The 15,926-nt window shown below is 45.5% G+C and carries 17 protein-coding genes; all 17 read left to right on the top strand.

The window, feature by feature from the left end:
- Positions 1-1,674, top strand: a complete 1,674-nt coding sequence (gene mshL, locus J8L84_RS01235; protein WP_211069092.1) for a pilus (MSHA type) biogenesis protein MshL — start codon at positions 1-3, stop codon at positions 1,672-1,674.
- Between the two features lie 2 nt (positions 1,675-1,676).
- Entirely contained in the window at positions 1,677-2,591 is a 915-nt protein-coding gene (locus tag J8L84_RS01230) for an AAA family ATPase (RefSeq protein WP_211069091.1), read from the top strand.
- Positions 2,588-3,751, top strand: coding sequence for a tetratricopeptide repeat protein (locus tag J8L84_RS01225; protein WP_211069090.1), 1,164 nt, complete (start codon positions 2,588-2,590; stop codon positions 3,749-3,751). The genes J8L84_RS01230 and J8L84_RS01225 overlap by 4 nt, the downstream gene beginning before the upstream one ends.
- Entirely contained in the window at positions 3,744-5,489 is a 1,746-nt protein-coding gene (locus J8L84_RS01220) for a GspE/PulE family protein (protein ID WP_211069089.1), read from the top strand. The genes J8L84_RS01225 and J8L84_RS01220 overlap by 8 nt, the downstream gene beginning before the upstream one ends.
- An 11-nt stretch (positions 5,490-5,500) precedes the next feature.
- Positions 5,501-6,727, top strand: coding sequence for a type II secretion system F family protein (locus tag J8L84_RS01215; protein ID WP_211069088.1), 1,227 nt, complete (start codon positions 5,501-5,503; stop codon positions 6,725-6,727).
- Between the two features lie 83 nt (positions 6,728-6,810).
- Positions 6,811-7,329, top strand: coding sequence for a hypothetical protein (locus J8L84_RS01210; RefSeq protein WP_211069087.1), 519 nt, complete (start codon positions 6,811-6,813; stop codon positions 7,327-7,329).
- Positions 7,330-7,365: 36 nt separating this feature from the next.
- Positions 7,366-7,998: a prepilin-type N-terminal cleavage/methylation domain-containing protein gene (locus J8L84_RS01205; RefSeq protein WP_211069086.1), complete on the top strand. Its 633-nt coding sequence runs from the start codon at positions 7,366-7,368 to the stop codon at positions 7,996-7,998.
- A gap of 108 nt (positions 7,999-8,106) precedes the next feature.
- Positions 8,107-8,610 (top strand): type II secretion system protein, encoded by a 504-nt coding sequence (locus J8L84_RS20535; RefSeq protein WP_211069085.1) that lies wholly within the window; start codon positions 8,107-8,109, stop codon positions 8,608-8,610.
- 14 nt (positions 8,611-8,624) lie between these two features.
- Positions 8,625-9,182 carry a prepilin-type N-terminal cleavage/methylation domain-containing protein gene (locus tag J8L84_RS01195; protein ID WP_211069084.1) on the top strand — a complete coding sequence of 186 codons (558 nt, stop codon included), beginning with the start codon at positions 8,625-8,627 and terminating at the stop codon, positions 9,180-9,182.
- A complete protein-coding gene (locus J8L84_RS01190; RefSeq protein WP_211069083.1) occupies positions 9,172-9,717 on the top strand; it encodes a prepilin-type N-terminal cleavage/methylation domain-containing protein in 546 nt (181 codons plus the stop codon). The genes J8L84_RS01195 and J8L84_RS01190 overlap by 11 nt, the downstream gene beginning before the upstream one ends.
- 17 nt (positions 9,718-9,734) lie before the next feature.
- Complete coding sequence (locus J8L84_RS01185; protein WP_211069082.1) at positions 9,735-10,580, top strand: prepilin-type N-terminal cleavage/methylation domain-containing protein; 846 nt, start codon at positions 9,735-9,737, stop codon at positions 10,578-10,580.
- Positions 10,570-11,112 carry a hypothetical protein gene (locus J8L84_RS01180; protein ID WP_211069081.1) on the top strand — a complete coding sequence of 181 codons (543 nt, stop codon included), beginning with the start codon at positions 10,570-10,572 and terminating at the stop codon, positions 11,110-11,112. Before J8L84_RS01185 ends, J8L84_RS01180 begins: the two co-directional genes overlap by 11 nt.
- Positions 11,113-11,381: 269 nt before the next feature.
- Positions 11,382-12,425 (top strand): rod shape-determining protein, encoded by a 1,044-nt coding sequence (locus J8L84_RS01175; RefSeq protein ID WP_013785855.1) that lies wholly within the window; start codon positions 11,382-11,384, stop codon positions 12,423-12,425.
- A gap of 37 nt (positions 12,426-12,462) precedes the next feature.
- Positions 12,463-13,362: a rod shape-determining protein MreC gene (mreC, locus tag J8L84_RS01170; RefSeq protein ID WP_211069080.1), complete on the top strand. Its 900-nt coding sequence runs from the start codon at positions 12,463-12,465 to the stop codon at positions 13,360-13,362.
- Positions 13,355-13,831, top strand: coding sequence for a rod shape-determining protein MreD (mreD, locus tag J8L84_RS01165; protein ID WP_041453083.1), 477 nt, complete (start codon positions 13,355-13,357; stop codon positions 13,829-13,831). Before mreC ends, mreD begins: the two co-directional genes overlap by 8 nt.
- 17 nt (positions 13,832-13,848) lie before the next feature.
- Positions 13,849-14,436, top strand: coding sequence for a Maf family protein (locus J8L84_RS01160; RefSeq protein WP_211069079.1), 588 nt, complete (start codon positions 13,849-13,851; stop codon positions 14,434-14,436).
- On the top strand, positions 14,436-15,902 hold the full coding sequence (gene rng / locus J8L84_RS01155; protein ID WP_013785851.1) for a ribonuclease G: 1,467 nt from the start codon (positions 14,436-14,438) through the stop codon (positions 15,900-15,902). Before J8L84_RS01160 ends, rng begins: the two co-directional genes overlap by 1 nt.
- Positions 15,903-15,926: the final 24 nt, after the last annotated feature.

The following is a 15,926-nucleotide window of genomic DNA, read 5'->3' as shown; positions in this document are numbered from 1 at the left end:
ATGGGCAAGTTACCCCGTCTGTTTGGAGTATTAAGCATATCTTTAGCGATGACCGGTTGTCAGAGTACATCAGAGCCTCAGCAGCAGCTTGTGTCAAAAGTTGAACAAGACTTACAAGAACAAATTGATGCAGAAAAAGCGCGTAAATCTTCACAAGTAAATACCCCAGTGCCCATCCCCTCTGCGGTATCAGCTGCATTGGCAGCACCCGAAAGTGTGTCTTCAACTAACAGCTTGTTCGGGCCACAACGTTTCGACGTTAACGCGCAAAGCGTGCCTATAAGTGCGTTTTTCGCAGGCTTGGTTGAAGGTACGCCTTACAGTGTTGCTATTCATCCGCAAGTAACTGGGTCTGTATCGCTGCAACTCAAGCAAGTTACAATAGATGAAGTTATGTCATTACTTAGTGACTTATATGGCTATGACATTGCGCGCTCAGGAACGGTTTTTAAAGTGCGCGCTGCTGGTATGCGTACTGAAACCTTTGCCGTTAATTACCTCTACATGCAGCGAAACGGGGCAACTCAAACCAGTATTACCTCCGGTGGTGTAACGCAAAATAATAATCAAAATAACAACAATGGTTCTTCTTCGGGCTCGTACAGTGGCAACTTCAGTAGTTCCGATAGCTATGGAAGTCAGAACAACAGTAATACTAACGGCACAACGATAAACACGCGCACTGAAACAGACTTTTGGGCCGACTTGAAAGTGAGTCTTGAAGCTATGGTAGGTAAGGAAGACGGCCGTGCTGTGTTTGTGACTCCGCAAGCCAGCCTAGTTACGGTAAGGGCCATGCCTGATGAATTGTCTGACATACGCCGCTTTTTGAAGACCTCAGAAGCTAACTTAACGAAACAAGTTATTTTGGAAGCCCGAATTTTAGAAGTTGAACTGAATGACGGTTATCAGCAGGGTATTAATTGGAATGAGATACTGGCCAATACAGGAAATACTGATTTCTCACTTTCAACTACGGCAGGCACTTTAGGTAATGATATCAGTGCTACCCTAGGTGGTGTAACAAGCCTCGCATTTTTGAACAAAGACTTCTCTGGGGTATTGTCGTTACTGTCTACGCAAGGGAATGTACAGGTGCTCTCAAGCCCACGTGTTACCGCGATTAATAACCAAAAAGCGGTTATTAAAGTGGGCGACGATGAATATTTTGTTACTGATGTGTCAAGCGACAGCACGGTAACCAGTACGACTACGTCTATTTCACCGGATATTGAGCTTACGCCCTTTTTCTCGGGCATTGCGCTAGATGTAACACCGCAAATTGATGACAAAGGCACGGTTCTTTTACATGTTCACCCATCGGTTATTGAAACTGCTGAGCAGCAAAAAGTAGTGACCATGGATGATGAGCAAATTGTATTGCCGTTGGCACAAAGCACCATTCGAGAGTCAGACACTATAATTCGAGCTGGCTCTGGCGAAATTGTGGTGATAGGTGGGTTAATGCAAACCAGTCAAACCGATATGGTATCAAAAACGCCATTATTGGGTGACATTCCTTTGTTTGGTGAATTATTTAAGAATCGCCAAGTTAGCGAAACGAAAAAAGAACTTATCATTTTACTCAAACCCACTGTTGTAGGGCACGACACGTTCGAACAGCAACTAGAAACCAGTCGCCAAAATATGGTGGATTGGTTGTATGTGGATTAAGTATGTACTTGTATCATTTTGGCATTAGAGAGCTTCCGTTTACTTTAACGCCAAACACCAGTTTTTTTTATGGCCTACCCAGTCATATTGAAGCCAGTGAGGTGTTACTCACTGCGCTTAAATCTGGTGAGGGTTTTATTAAGGTTACTGGTGAAGTCGGTACAGGCAAAACCCTTATCTGTCGAAAGTTTCTTAATGAGTTACCCGCGCATTTTCAATCAGCCTATATTCCTAACCCTCTTTTAAGCCCAGATGAGTTGCGCCGTGCAGTGGCAAGCGAACTAGGAGTAGATTTTGGTCAAACCTGCGATCAGCAGCGTTTCACCCAGTGTATTCAAGAGCGACTTATCGATATTAATGCCCAGCAGCGAAGTGCTGTTTTGGTCATTGATGAAGCGCAAGCGTTACCGGTTGAAAGTATTGAAGCGCTGCGTTTAATGACTAATTTAGAGACAGAAAGCCGCAAACTATTGCAGGTGGTGTTGTTTGGGCAGCCAGAGCTCAATCAAAAGCTTTCAATGCCAGAACTGCGACAGCTAAAGCAGCGTATTACATTCAGTTACTCGCTATCGCACATGGATACCGACCAAATATACCATTACGTAAAACATCGCTTAGTAGTAGCAGGGCATCCAGGAGAAGAGGTGTTCGACTTAGCGTGTTGCCGACTCATGTTTATGGCCACGAAGGGCACGCCAAGACTGGTCAACGTATTGTGTCATAAGGCCATGATGCTGGCGTACGGCGAAGGTAAGTACAAAGTGAATGTATCACACATTAAATTGGCGATTGCTGATACCGAAGCCACTACATTGCCTTGGTACGCTTCTCTTGCATTGTGGCCTTCTTTGGTAGCAGCCGGTGCAGTGGTTTCGGTTACCCTTGCCAGTATGCTCGAGTTTGGGGGGATGGCATGAGTGTTGTGAATAAAATGCTGAAAGATCTTGAAGCTCGCGAGGGCGTTGAACAATCGCAAGCCCGCTATGAAGCTCCACAGAAAAAGTCAGTAAGTGCGCTTACTGTCGTTGTTGTGTTATTGGTTATCGTGACCATCGCGTTAGTTACGTGGGTGCTGCTTAACCCCGCGCCATCGGTTTCATCATCGGTGTCGCCCGCCTCCTTGTCTACGCCGTCTAATGCAAGTGCTCAACCAAGCATTTCACAAAACGACGATACGGATGCGCAGCAGATTTTATCAAAAACGGTACAGACGTCTGCCCAAGTTGCACCGGACACTTCTTCAGAAACGGCGAAAAACATAGAGGGTAAGGAAGGTAAAGAGGATAAAGAGGGTGAACCTCAGAAAAGCCCGAGCCCGGTTGCTGCTAATGTAACCCCTAGTGCAAACCCTAACCCTATAACTAGCCCAGATACTTACTCCACTGGCATTGCTGAAGCGCAGACTGCATCGAAGTCGGTAGGGAGCTTAAAAACAGTCGAGTCGGCACCCGTGCCACGCTTTTCAAAACAGGTCGATAACACTAAAAACGCCCCTGCGATAGACGAGCAAGTTCGTTTAGCCCTTGATAATAACGACTACAACACAGCCATTGGGCTGATGCAGCAGAAAGTGCAAAGCCACCCACGTGATAGTGGCGCTAAGAAGAAGCTAGCGTCCTTACTCTTTGCCAGCGGCCAAGTAGAACAAGCGCAGGCATTGTTACAACGAATGCTTGTGAATACACCCAATGATCACAGCGTTCGCCTTATGTTGTCGCGGTTGTATGTGAAGCAAGGGCTAACCGAAGTAGCGATAGAAAACGCGAGTGAGGCTGTTTCTTCATCCAGTAACCCCTTATCTATTGAGTTACTTAGTTTTAGAGCGAACCTACTGCAGCAACATGGCGTGTTCGAAAAGTCTCTTAACGATTATTTGGCGTTAACTAAGCGGCGACCTTTAGAGCCCAAGTGGTGGTTAGGTGCTGCGATAAGTGCTGACAGTCTGCAACATTCTGCATTGGCGTTAAGCGCTTTCTCCCAAGTAATACAGATTGATACGCAGCAGGCCCTATCACCAGACGTACACCATTATGTGCAAGAGCGCATAGCTAGGCTTAGGGAAGTAGTAAATGAATAAACCCAGAATTCGCCTTGGCGACCTTCTTGTTCAGCACAATTTGATAAGTGCTGATGAGCTAATGACGGCACTGTCAGAGCAAAAAAGTACGGGGCGTAAGTTAGGTGCCACTTTGATTTCAATGGGGCTGGTGACTGAGCACCAAATGCTTGAATTGTTATCGCGTCACTTAAATGTTCCGCTTATCGATATCGATCAATTCCGCGTTAATCAACAAGCGGTGCTACTTCTACCTGAAATTCAAGCTAGGCGATATCGCGCACTGGTTATTGATGATAAAGGTGACACTCTGCTCGTTGCTATGTCAGATCCGGCAGATTTAACCGCGGTAGATCATCTTTCAGAAACGTTAAATAGGCAAATTGAACTCGCGGTAGTAAGCGAACAACAGCTATTTACTGCTTACGATACTTTCTATCGAAAAACCCAAGAAATTGCGAGTTTTGCCCAAGAACTGGCAGAAGAATACGATACCGAAGATAACTTCAATATAGAGCTTGGTGGTGCCGGGGATCAAGACACAACAGTAGCTCGCTTGCTGCAATCTATCTTTGAAGATGCCGTGATAGCAAAAGCGTCCGATATTCATATTGAGCCTGATGAGAATCAGCTGAGAATACGACAGCGGGTAGATGGGGTTTTACAAGAAACTGTTATTCCGGAGAAAAGTATAGCGGCGGCGTTAGTGCTGCGCTTAAAACTGATGGCGGGGCTAGATATTTCCGAAAAGCGTCTACCGCAAGATGGCCGTACTCAAATTAAGGTTAAAGGGCACAAAATAGACGTACGTTTGTCTACCATGCCAGTGCAAGGTGGCGAATCTGTGGTGATGCGTTTGCTCGACCAGTCAGCAGGGCTGCTCACTTTAGAACAAACCGGTATGCCTTCAGCGCAGTTAACCCGCTTTAGAAATTTATTACGCCGCCCCCATGGAATGATTTTGGTGACCGGGCCTACCGGTTCCGGTAAAACGACCACCTTGTATGGTGCATTAAGCGAATTAAATACGGCAAAGTCGAAAATTATCACCGTAGAAGATCCGGTGGAATACCGCTTGCCCCGTATTAATCAGGTTCAAGTGAACCCTAAAATCAACCTGACTTTTTCAAACGTACTTAGAACCACACTACGACAAGACCCCGACATTATTATGGTGGGGGAAATGCGTGATCAAGAAACGGTAGAAATTGGGCTTCGTGGCGCATTGACCGGTCACTTAGTCCTCTCAACCCTGCATACCAACGATGCTATATCCAGTGTAGTACGCCTATTAGATATGGGCGCGCCTGGTTACTTGGTGGCAAGTTCCCTTCGAGGCATTATTGCTCAGCGTTTGGTACGTCGAATTTGTGATAATTGCACCACTTCTTATACACCCACGGATGATGAAAAGGTGTGGTTAAACGGTATTGATGAAAATGTCGCAGACGTTGCCTTTAAACAAGGTCGCGGATGTCAGAAATGTAATCAAACCGGATACAAAGGGCGAATAGGGGTTTTTGAGTTACTCGAAATGAGTGAAAACATGATGAATCATTTAAAGACCAGCGATATTCAAGGGTTTAGCGATGCTGCTACTAAAAGCGCGGGATATCGCTCTTTACCTCAATCTGCGCTTACTTATGCAAAAATGGGCGTAACCAGTGTAGAAGAAGTTTTAAAATTGATTGAGATGGTAGCCCAAGATGCCCCCTCTTCTGAAACTACTGACAACGCACACCACACCAACGCGCAATAGGGCAATGATAGATGGCACGGTTTAGCTACAAGGGGCGCGAACGAAATGGCGCCCTTACTGAAGGCGAGTTAGACGCGAACGATGCAACAAGTGCAGCGGCAATGTTGCGCGCTCGTAGTGTAACGCCCATTGCTATTGCCCCCATGAGCGCTAAAAAAGAAAGTGTGGTATCTGGTTGGCAAGGCTGGTTTGTACCAGAAGTTACCTTGGACGATTTAGTTATTTTTTGTCGTCAAATGTACTCTCTAACCAAAGCGGGTATTCCTTTACTAAAAGCGGTATCTGGTTTAGCCGAATCCTGTAATTCAATTCGCCTTAAACTTGCTCTAGAAGACGCTATCGTGAGTTTAGAGCGAGGCAGAACCTTATCTTCTGGCTTAAATCAGCACCCTAAAATTTTTAATCAATTGTTTGTGAGCATTATTCATGTTGGCGAAAACACTGGTCAGTTAGAAGATGCCTTCGCTCAATTGGCGATATATTTAGAGCGCGAACAAGAAACTCGCAAACAAATTAAAGCCGCCACTCGCTACCCCATCTTTGTGCTTATTGCCTTAGCCGGTGCGTTTGTGGTGCTTAATATCTTTGTTATTCCGAAGTTCGCCGATATGTTTTCTAAGTTTAATGCCGAGTTGCCTTTAATGACTCGAGCCCTCATTGGCACATCAGATTTCTTGCTGAACTATTGGTACATGCTAATAGCTGGCGGGATATTCATTGCCTACATGATTAGGCGTTCATTAAACACCAACATTGGGCGTTTGAATTGGGATAGACGCAAGCTTTCATTGCCCATAGTGGGCAGTATTTTTAATCGTTCTTTACTTAGCCGCTATTGCCGGAGTTTTTCAATGATGTTGCGGGCGGGCGTCCCTTTAACCAGTGCACTAAACTTAACCTCAGACGCGGTGGGGAATGTGTATATGGGACAAAAAATTATTGGGATGCGCGAGCGCATTGAAAAGGGCGAGGGGCTAGCACGAGTGAGTGCAGCAAGCGGACTTTTTACCCCACTGGTGATGCAGATGATACGCGTAGGCGAAGAGACAGGTCGCGTGGATGAATTATTGGTTGAGGCGTCGGAGTTCTATGAACGTGAAGTTGATTACGATCTGAAAAATCTGACAGCAAAGATAGAGCCTTTTTTGATTGTGGTAGTGGCAGCCATGGTACTGGTACTCGCGCTGGGTATTTTCACCCCCATGTGGGACATGATGAATGCAATAAAAGGCGTATAACTCCCTATCTTAAAGATGTGCTATAACAGTATGTTAAGAACAATTAATGACTGCTAAAAAGTAATAGCAGCAAGGGTAGTAACATGGTGACGAAAAGCGAAGTCGCAAAGAATAACAACCGATCCCTCTTTATCAATATTATTGTGATCACGTTGTTTGCTTCATTAATGGCCGTTTTTATAGTGCGACTGAACACCAGCGAAGCTAATTTTGAGGCTCAGATGCTTAGGCAGTTAGCGCTCAAGTTGGAAGAGTCTGCAGTAACAGCTCATTGGAAGTGGCAGTCAGAAGGGCGGCCAGTTCGCATTCTGCTTACGCACTATGATAGGCAAGGTAATGAAGTTGGACGTACGCCTGTACTCATGAGTCATGAAGGATGGCCTGAAGTGTCCCCTTCCGTGAAAGGATGTAAGTCCCTTTGGAACGCGTTGCTAACCGTGCCTATGATAGTTAATGGTTTTAATGTCCGTGGTGAATATTTCCGTGGTGAGTTAGTCGACGATGAGGCCGTGAATGCACGTTGCCGATTTTCCTTAAGTGCGGGGGATTACTTTGACTACTTTGTATTTCGTGGTGATGTGGTTCCAGAAGACGAACAGTAACAAACAAACTGAATTTTAATAATGAGAAAAACTGGGATGGTCCAAATGAAAAAACAACGGCATCAAATAGCAGCAAAGCAATCAGGCTTTACGCTAATCGAGCTTGTGATTGTAGTCGTATTACTTGGGCTATTAGCGGCCGTGGCGATTCCACGCTTTCTTGATATTACTGAACAAGCTGAAGATGCCACGGTTGAGGGCGTTGCAGGTGGTTTCGCCACAGGTGTTGGACTAGTGCGCGCACAGTGGGAGATAGAAGGTCGGCCGGAAGAGAATGCGTCTACCAATCAAACCTTTGTCACCCTTGATGGCATTAACGTAGCGGTTGATCAGGATACCGGTTATCCCACAGGCTTGCTTAACGGTGATGGTAACAGTCAAGACACGGCCATTACCGCATTAGACTGCGAAAGTATTTTTAGTTTAATAATGCAAAGTGCGCCTTCCATCACGTCGAGTTTTTCAGAGTCACCATTTGACGGTTACCGATACTTTGCTACAAATAGTAGTGGCAGCGGCGCAAGTGGTAATGACCTTTGCTATTATTACCTTAGCCAGTCTATAAAAAATCTGAACAGTAGCCCTACGAATGATACACAAGGTGATGGGTTTCTGTACGACCCTCGGATAGGTCAAGTTATCGTATTTAGTAATGATTCAAACTCATAACTATGTATCGAGTTTTATACGTAACGTAGTGATTTTTAAACTAAAGTTTTATATTCAATAACGTCATTTTTGTAATAATAAACGTAATTGAAATAAAAGGACATTTTTATGCAGCAACGTGGTTTTACCCTTATTGAGCTAGTCATCGTTATCGTAATTCTTGGTATTTTAGCGGTTACCGCTGCGCCTCGGTTTGTAGGTTTCCAAACTGACGCTCGTATTGCTACGCTAGAAGGGGTAGAAGGCGCACTGATTAGCGCTACAGAAGCTATCCATGCAAAAGCAATTATTGCTGGCGCGACTGCATCGTCCAACACGACCATCACCGTGAACGGCACTGACATCAACGTTCGTTATGGCTACCCGTACAGCACCTATTTCGATGACAACAACAACACCACGACTGTGCAATTAGATTCGTACATGAACCTAGATATTCGCGCAGTAAACACCGCAGCAGACCAAGGCACTACAGATTGGTACGTGAGTGCAAATGGAACTTGGGCACGTATTTACCCTGACGGTTTTGAAGGTGCTAACTGCTTTGTTGAGTACCGAAATGCGGCAGCGGGTGGTTCACCGACTATCACATTAACCTCGACTGCTTGCTAAATATTACCTAGCACATGGCCAGGCATTTCGTTCCTGGCCAGCGTCAAGCCCGAGGCGCTGGCTTTACGCTTCTTGAGCTCATTATAGTCATCGTCGTTATTGGTATCCTAGGCGTGGTCGCTTCTGCGCGAATACAAGATGATACCGGCTACACAGAATATTCCCTTCAAACACGCTTTCTCTCTTCTTTGCGAAATATTCAAGGCAAGGCTATGCAAGATAATCGCGTGGGCTATTGCTATCGAACTATTGTAAGTTCGTCTGGTGACGGTGCCTACGGGCCTACTGTCGTTAATTACTCCAGTGCAAATCAATCAGCCAGCTGTGGCGCTACTATTGCCGCCAATGCGCCCATATTTTTAGCGGCGCGGGGTGATGAAATAGGCGGTAAAGGAGTGTCTGTTGCGTTTTCAGAAGGAGTTGCTTCACCTTCCTATATTGACTTCGATTACCTTGGTCGGCCAATAACCGCCACCGGAAGTTGCGCATCAAATATTTGCAGAGTGACTTTTTCGGGTACCGCTACAGTAGGCGTTTGCGTTGAAGCTCAGGGGCTTATTTATGCGTGCTGAGCGAGGTTTCACACTACTTGAGATAGTGATTGGTTTGGTGGTTACCAGTATTGTCATGCTGATTGTTACCAACTTACTCGGCGCGCAAGCGCAACAAAGCGTGGCACCTGTTACTCAAGCCCGAGCTAATGTATTCGCTCAAGGGTTACAACGAGAAATACTGAGTAAGGCATTTGATGAAAACAGCAGTGGGCATAATGCCGGTGAGCGATGTAGCGACACTGTTAGCTGCACGACTAGCGCAAACTTGGGGCCAGATAGTGGAGAAAATCGTAGTACTTTTGATGATGTAGATGATTACCACGGTTACAGCGTTATTCGAAACAGTGCGGGTCAAACCATTACGCAAAGTGAGCAAAGTCTATATCAAGGCTACCAGCTTAACGTAGTGGTGTTTTACGATGATAACCTTGATGGTATTGATGATGCGGCGGGCGTGGGTAGCTATACGGGCAATGCAAAATTGGTCCGCGTATCGGTACTCACTCCTAACGATGAAACCATTGTTTTTAGTAGCTATCGGTGGAATTACTGATGGTAAATAGCAGACCCATGAATCAAGCTCGGGGCTTTACGCTTGTAGAGCTTGTTATCGTGCTAGTAGTTATGGGGGTGATAGCCACAGGAATCGCAAAAGTGGTCACCAGTAGCATGTCTGTATTTGTTGGCGTAAGTGAAAGAGAGCAACTTGTCGCCCAAACGTCTTTTGCAATGAATCGTATGGCCCGTGAACTTCAAAGCGCAGTGCCTGCCAGTGTTAGAGTAAGGGGATCATCGTCTCAGCATTGCTTGCAGTTCGTGCCTGCTGATGTGGTAACAGGTTACAGTGACATTTCCATTCAGCCTGCCGCTGAAAATACTATCGATATTTTATTTCCTGCGGACGCACTCGATAACATTCAGCCCTTTTCCACCAGTGCATCTGTGATTGTTGCACCAAGTAGTGTATTAGATGTTTATAACGCCGCTAATGATTACCGCCAACCTATTGTAAGTTGTACCGATGACGGAGATGGCGATTGTGCAACAAGAGACAGCACAGACGACACTCTCGAAGTTACGGTGAATGATGCTTTTGCTGAAGCATCACTCGTAAATCGTGCCTATATTGCTTCAAAAGCGGTGAGCTTTTGCTTAAGAAATTCAGTACTTCATCGGTTTGAGTCTGGGTTTACTACATCTCAGCCTTTGGCTTCGGCAAGTAGCCCAAGACTAGGAGTGGACTTCATTAATGCTTTATCTGCCTCGCCTGCTAGCGGTGCCTTAAACGACGACCCTTTTCAGGTTCGCAGTGTGAACGGTGGGGTTAATAATATGGTGATGTTGCGCCTACGCGCCCAAAAGGGCGATGAATTATTAAGTCTAACGACCGAGGTGGCAATTGAAAATGCGCCGTAAACCTTTGCCTCAAGAATACTTAGTGCATGAAACGCTTTTAAGGCGTAATAGCAATAGAGCAGGAAAAACACTTTCTAGTGCGGGAGTGGTGGACGCTTCGTTCTTACCTATCTCGCTAAAACGTCAGCAAGGCAGTATGTTGGTTACAGCACTGTTTATTATGATAGTGCTGGCGCTGTTAGGTTTAACCCTAGCTTCGTCACTTTCTTCTACTGGCAACAAGGTAGCGGCGGATAACATAGGGTTTCGCTCTCAGCTAGCAACAAAAGCGGGGTTGGAGCATATAAAGGCCACGGCAAACCCAGCAGGTGCAACCCCATTATCTTGCAGCGGCACCATTAACAGCCCCGTTTCTTTTGCCCAAATTAGAGGCCTTGAAGGGTGTACCTACCAAGCCAGTTGCCAAACAACCAATACGACCATTGCAGGCGTAGACTATTATTTCTATCGTTTTTCTTCTACCGCTCAATGTACAGCCAGTGAGTTAATTTCATCGCATACGATGACCGATTCAATGATGATTAAACAATAAATATCTGTATTAAGGTGAAACTTCCGGTTTAAATGCTTGTCTACTCCCACTGGTTTAAAAGTAGCCACTTAACAAGAAGTTGGTAAGAAGTGAGTAGAAGGCGCCGTGGTTTCCACTTAATCGCAACCTAATCGTTTAAAAAATGGTTCTCTGCTTGCCCAAATATGCCCCCATTGTTAAAGTGTGCGGATAAACATCGACTTCACGTTAAAGCGCGTCATCTCACCCTTGCTAACACGCGATAACACAGAAACAGGAATACACTTTTCATGTTTAAAAAGCTTCGAGGCATGTTCTCTAATGATCTGTCCATCGACCTCGGAACAGCTAACACGCTGATTTACGTTAAAGACCAAGGTATTGTACTCAACGAACCCTCTGTAGTGGCTATTCGCCAAGAGCGTGCTGCTGGACCGAAAAGCGTTGCCGCTGTAGGTGCAGAAGCCAAACGAATGCTAGGTAGAACACCTGGTAACATTCGCGCTATCCGCCCGATGAAAGACGGTGTTATTGCCGACTTTTATGTGACAGAGAAAATGCTTCAGCACTTTATTAAACAAGTGCATGACAACAATTTCCTTCGCCCTAGCCCTCGTGTTTTAGTTTGCGTTCCATGTGGCTCTACCCAAGTAGAGCGCCGAGCCATTAAAGAGTCTGCACTAGGTGCAGGTGCACGCGAAGTGTATTTGATTGATGAGCCTATGGCCGCAGCGATTGGTGCAGGCTTGCCAGTATCAGAAGCAACCGGTTCAATGGTGGTCGATATTGGTGGCGGTACAACTGAAGTGGCTATCATTTCACTTAACGGTGTTGTGTACTCTTCATCGGTTCGCATTGGTGGTGATAAGTTCGATGAAGCTATCATTAACTATGTACGACGTAACTTTGGTTCACTTATTGGTGAAGCAACAGCCGAGCGTATTAAGCATGAAATTGGTGCTGCTTACCCAGGTGAAGAAGTGCGTGAAATTGAAGTGCGTGGTCGGAACCTTGCTGAAGGTGTACCTCGTGGCTTCACATTGAACTCCAATGAAATTTTAGAAGCCTTGCAAGAACCACTTACTGGTATCGTTTCAGCGGTTATGGTTGCACTCGAGCAATCTCCACCAGAACTTGCTTCTGATATTTCAGAGCGCGGCATGGTACTTACCGGTGGTGGCGCATTACTGAAAGATTTAGATCGTTTGTTAATGGAAGAAACGGGCATTCCAGTCGTTATTGCTGATGATCCGCTAACTTGTGTAGCACGTGGCGGTGGTAAGGCATTCGATATGATTGACCTACACGGTGGCGACCTGTTTAGCTATGAGTAAACAGGAAAGGCAACCTTAAGGTTGCCTTCTTTGTATTATGGATACTATTTTTACTCGCGGTCCCTCACTGAATAATAGATTAGCGCTGGCCATTGTGTTGTCAGCGTTACTTATTTTTGTGGATCACAAAGTGGAAGGGTTTAAATCGACACGGGTCTATTTAAATTCATTCATGAGCCCCCTTCAGTATTTAGCTAACTTACCTCGGTTAATGCTAAGCGAAAGCGCCCAGCGCTTAACCTCCCATGAAGATCTTCTCGAAGAAAATGACAAGCTAACGAATCAACTGTTGCTCATGAGTGAGAAGCTCCAGCGGTTTGAAGCCTTGTCTCAAGAGAATAAACAACTTAGGCATTTGCTGGATGCGCCCGTACGTAACGACTTACGTAAAATGGTGGCCGAGCTCATGGCGGTTGATAAAAACCCCTACAGCCAGCAGGTGGTCATCAACAAAGGCGCCATTGATGGGGTTTATTTATCTCAACCCATCATTGATGAAAAAGGCATTGTGGGGCAGGTTATGGAAGTGGGCAGCACCAACAGCCGTGTGCTATTGCTTGCCGATGTGACCCACGCTATTCCTGTTCGCTCCCAACGTAATGACATTCGCTTTATTGCCACTGGCAGTGGGGCGCTCAACGAACTGTACTTAGAGCATGTGCCACATAGTGTCGATATTAAAGCAGGAGATGTATTGATTTCCTCCGGTTTAGGAAAAATTTTTCCTGAAGGGTATCCCGTGGGTACAGTGAAAGAAGTACGGCGTGATGAAAGTCGCCCATTCTCTATTGTAACCGTAACGCCTATGGCCAAATTAGACCGACTAAAGTACTTGTTACTCTTGTGGTCTGATGAAGGTAAATCTATCGACAGCGATGTGGATAGTGAGAGTAATAGCAACATGGTAAGTAATGAGGAGGCTGAAGATGATTCGTAAGCGTCATTCGGTTATCGTCACTACGCTTTTGATTGCGCTTGTCCTTCAAATCGTGCCATTACCTATTCAAGTTGATTTATACCGCCCAGATTGGGTGCTGATTGTGCTTGCGTACTGGAGCATGGCGCTTCCCCATCGCGTGAATGTGGGCGTGGCCTTCTTAACCGGCGTGGCGGTAGATATATTGGTGGGTACAACCTTAGGTATTCACAGTCTAAGCTTAAGTATCTCAATTTATATTTTGGCAGCGAACTATCAGCGGCTACGAAATTACTCTGTTTGGCAACAAGCTATCGTTATAGGGTTGCTTTCTTCGCTCTACCACTTGCTCACATTCTGGGTGCAGCACCTACTTACAGATATCTATTTCCAACTGGATTATTTGTGGCCTGTACTTACCTCTATGCTGTTATGGCCATGGGTGTTTTGGCTACTTCGTAAAACCCGTCGCCAGTTTTCCATAAGTTAACGTTTGAGGCTCCTATCGTGAATTATTCAGTGGTTTTAGCCTCTGCTTCCCCTCGTCGTACCATGCTTTTAGATCAGATGGGCATTGCTCACTCAGTAAAGCCCGTAGACATCGATGAATCAGCCCTTGTGAATGAAACGCCTGAAGCGCAAGTGGCTCGTCTTGCTGAGCAAAAAGCGAAAACAGCTCTCGCACGGTTACAAGATGAAGATGCACTTAGTGAAAGTACGCGGGTGTTAGCCTCTGATACGCTTATTGCCTTTAACGGTGTGAGTTTGGGAAAGCCGAAAGATAAAGAAGACGCTAGACGCATTCTTTCAATGTTATCGAACAACCAGCATGAAGTATTGACGGCCATTAGTGTGGCGTCTAACACCAAGCAAGTAACACAAACTATTACCACCAAGGTAACTTTTGCCGCATTGACGAACGATGAAATTGACGCATACTGGGACACAGGTGAACCTGCTGATAAAGCAGGTAGTTACGCCATTCAAGGTATTGGCGGTCAGTTTGTAAAAGCAATAAACGGCAGTGCTAGCGCAGTGGTTGGATTGCCTTTGTATGAAACAAGGCAGTTACTTAGAGAATTTGGAGTCGTGTAGTGAGTGCAGAGCTACTAATCAATGTTACACCGTCAGAGTCTCGTGTTGTTCTCATCGAAAATGGGATATTGCAGGAAATTCACGTAGAGCGTCATACTAAGCGTGGCTTAGTAGGCAATATCTATCGTGGTAAAGTTAGTCGGGTACTTCCTGGCATGCAAGCCGCATTTGTGGATATTGGTCTTGAAAAAGCGGCCTTCCTGCACGCTTCTGACATTGTTATTCACAATGAAATAGCTGAGGAAGTCTCAGCCAGTCACATTCAAAAACAAGACATTCGTGAGCTTGTTCGAGATGGCCAAGATATCGTTGTGCAGGTGGTGAAAGACCCTATTGGCACCAAGGGCGCTCGTCTGACTACAGACATTACTATTCCAAGTCGCTATTTAGTATTTATGCCAAGTGTTACTCATGTTGGCGTATCTCAGCGTATTGAAGAAGAGGCCGAGCGAGAGCGTTTAAAAACCCTTGTACAAGAATTCTGCGATGAAAACGGCGGCTTTATATTACGTACCGCTGCTGAAGGAGTGGGCAAAGCTGAATTACAGCAAGATGCCGCTTTTTTACGTCGATTGTGGGACAAAATTCAATCGCGGATGAAAAAGCGTAAATCTAATGTGCTGTATGAAGATTTACCGCTGGCGCGCAGGGTACTTCGTGATTTCGTGGGCACCGAGTTAGACAGAATTCGAATAGACTCTAAGTTGTCTTTTCAGGAGCTGTTCCAGTTCACAAAAGAATACGTGCCCGAAATGAACGGTAAGTTAGAATATTACACCGGCGACAGGCCCATCTTCGACTTGCACGATGTTGAAAATGAAACCCAGCGAGCGCTTGAACGTAGGGTCGATTTGAAGTCAGGCGGCTATTTGATTATTGATCAAACCGAAGCCATGACCACCATTGATATTAATACCGGTGCATTTGTTGGGCACCGAAACCTAGAAGAAACTATCTTTAATACTAACACCGAGGCGACACAAGCCATTGCTAGGCAGCTTCGGTTACGTAATTTAGGCGGTATGATCTTAATCGACTTTATCGATATGATTGAACCAGACCACAAAAGACGTGTCTTACATAGTCTAGAAGTGGCGACAAGTAAGGACAGGGCCAAGATTAATATTCACGGATTTACGTCGCTAGGGCTGATTGAAATGACCCGCAAGCGCACCCGTGAAAGTATTGAACACATACTGTGTGGCGAATGCCCCGTATGTAAGGGCCGAGGTACGGTGAAAACCGTTGAAACCATCTGCTTTGAAATTATGCGTGAAATTGTTCGTGTAAACCGCGCATACGATGCTGATAAATTTGTTGTTTATGCTTCTCCTAAAGTGGTTGAAGCATTAATGGGCGAAGAATCGCATATGCTTGCAGAGCTGGAAGTGTTTGTATCGAAGCAAATTAAAGTACAAACCGAAACCTTGTACAACCAGGATAAGTACGACGTCGTCATGATGTAATGCATTAACTATACGAAGGCGAAG

The sequence above is a fragment of the Alteromonas sp. MMG017 genome, from assembly GCF_018100795.1.
Taxonomy (GTDB): Bacteria; Pseudomonadota; Gammaproteobacteria; order Enterobacterales; family Alteromonadaceae; genus Alteromonas.
This window is presented reverse-complemented; position numbering and strand designations above follow the sequence as displayed.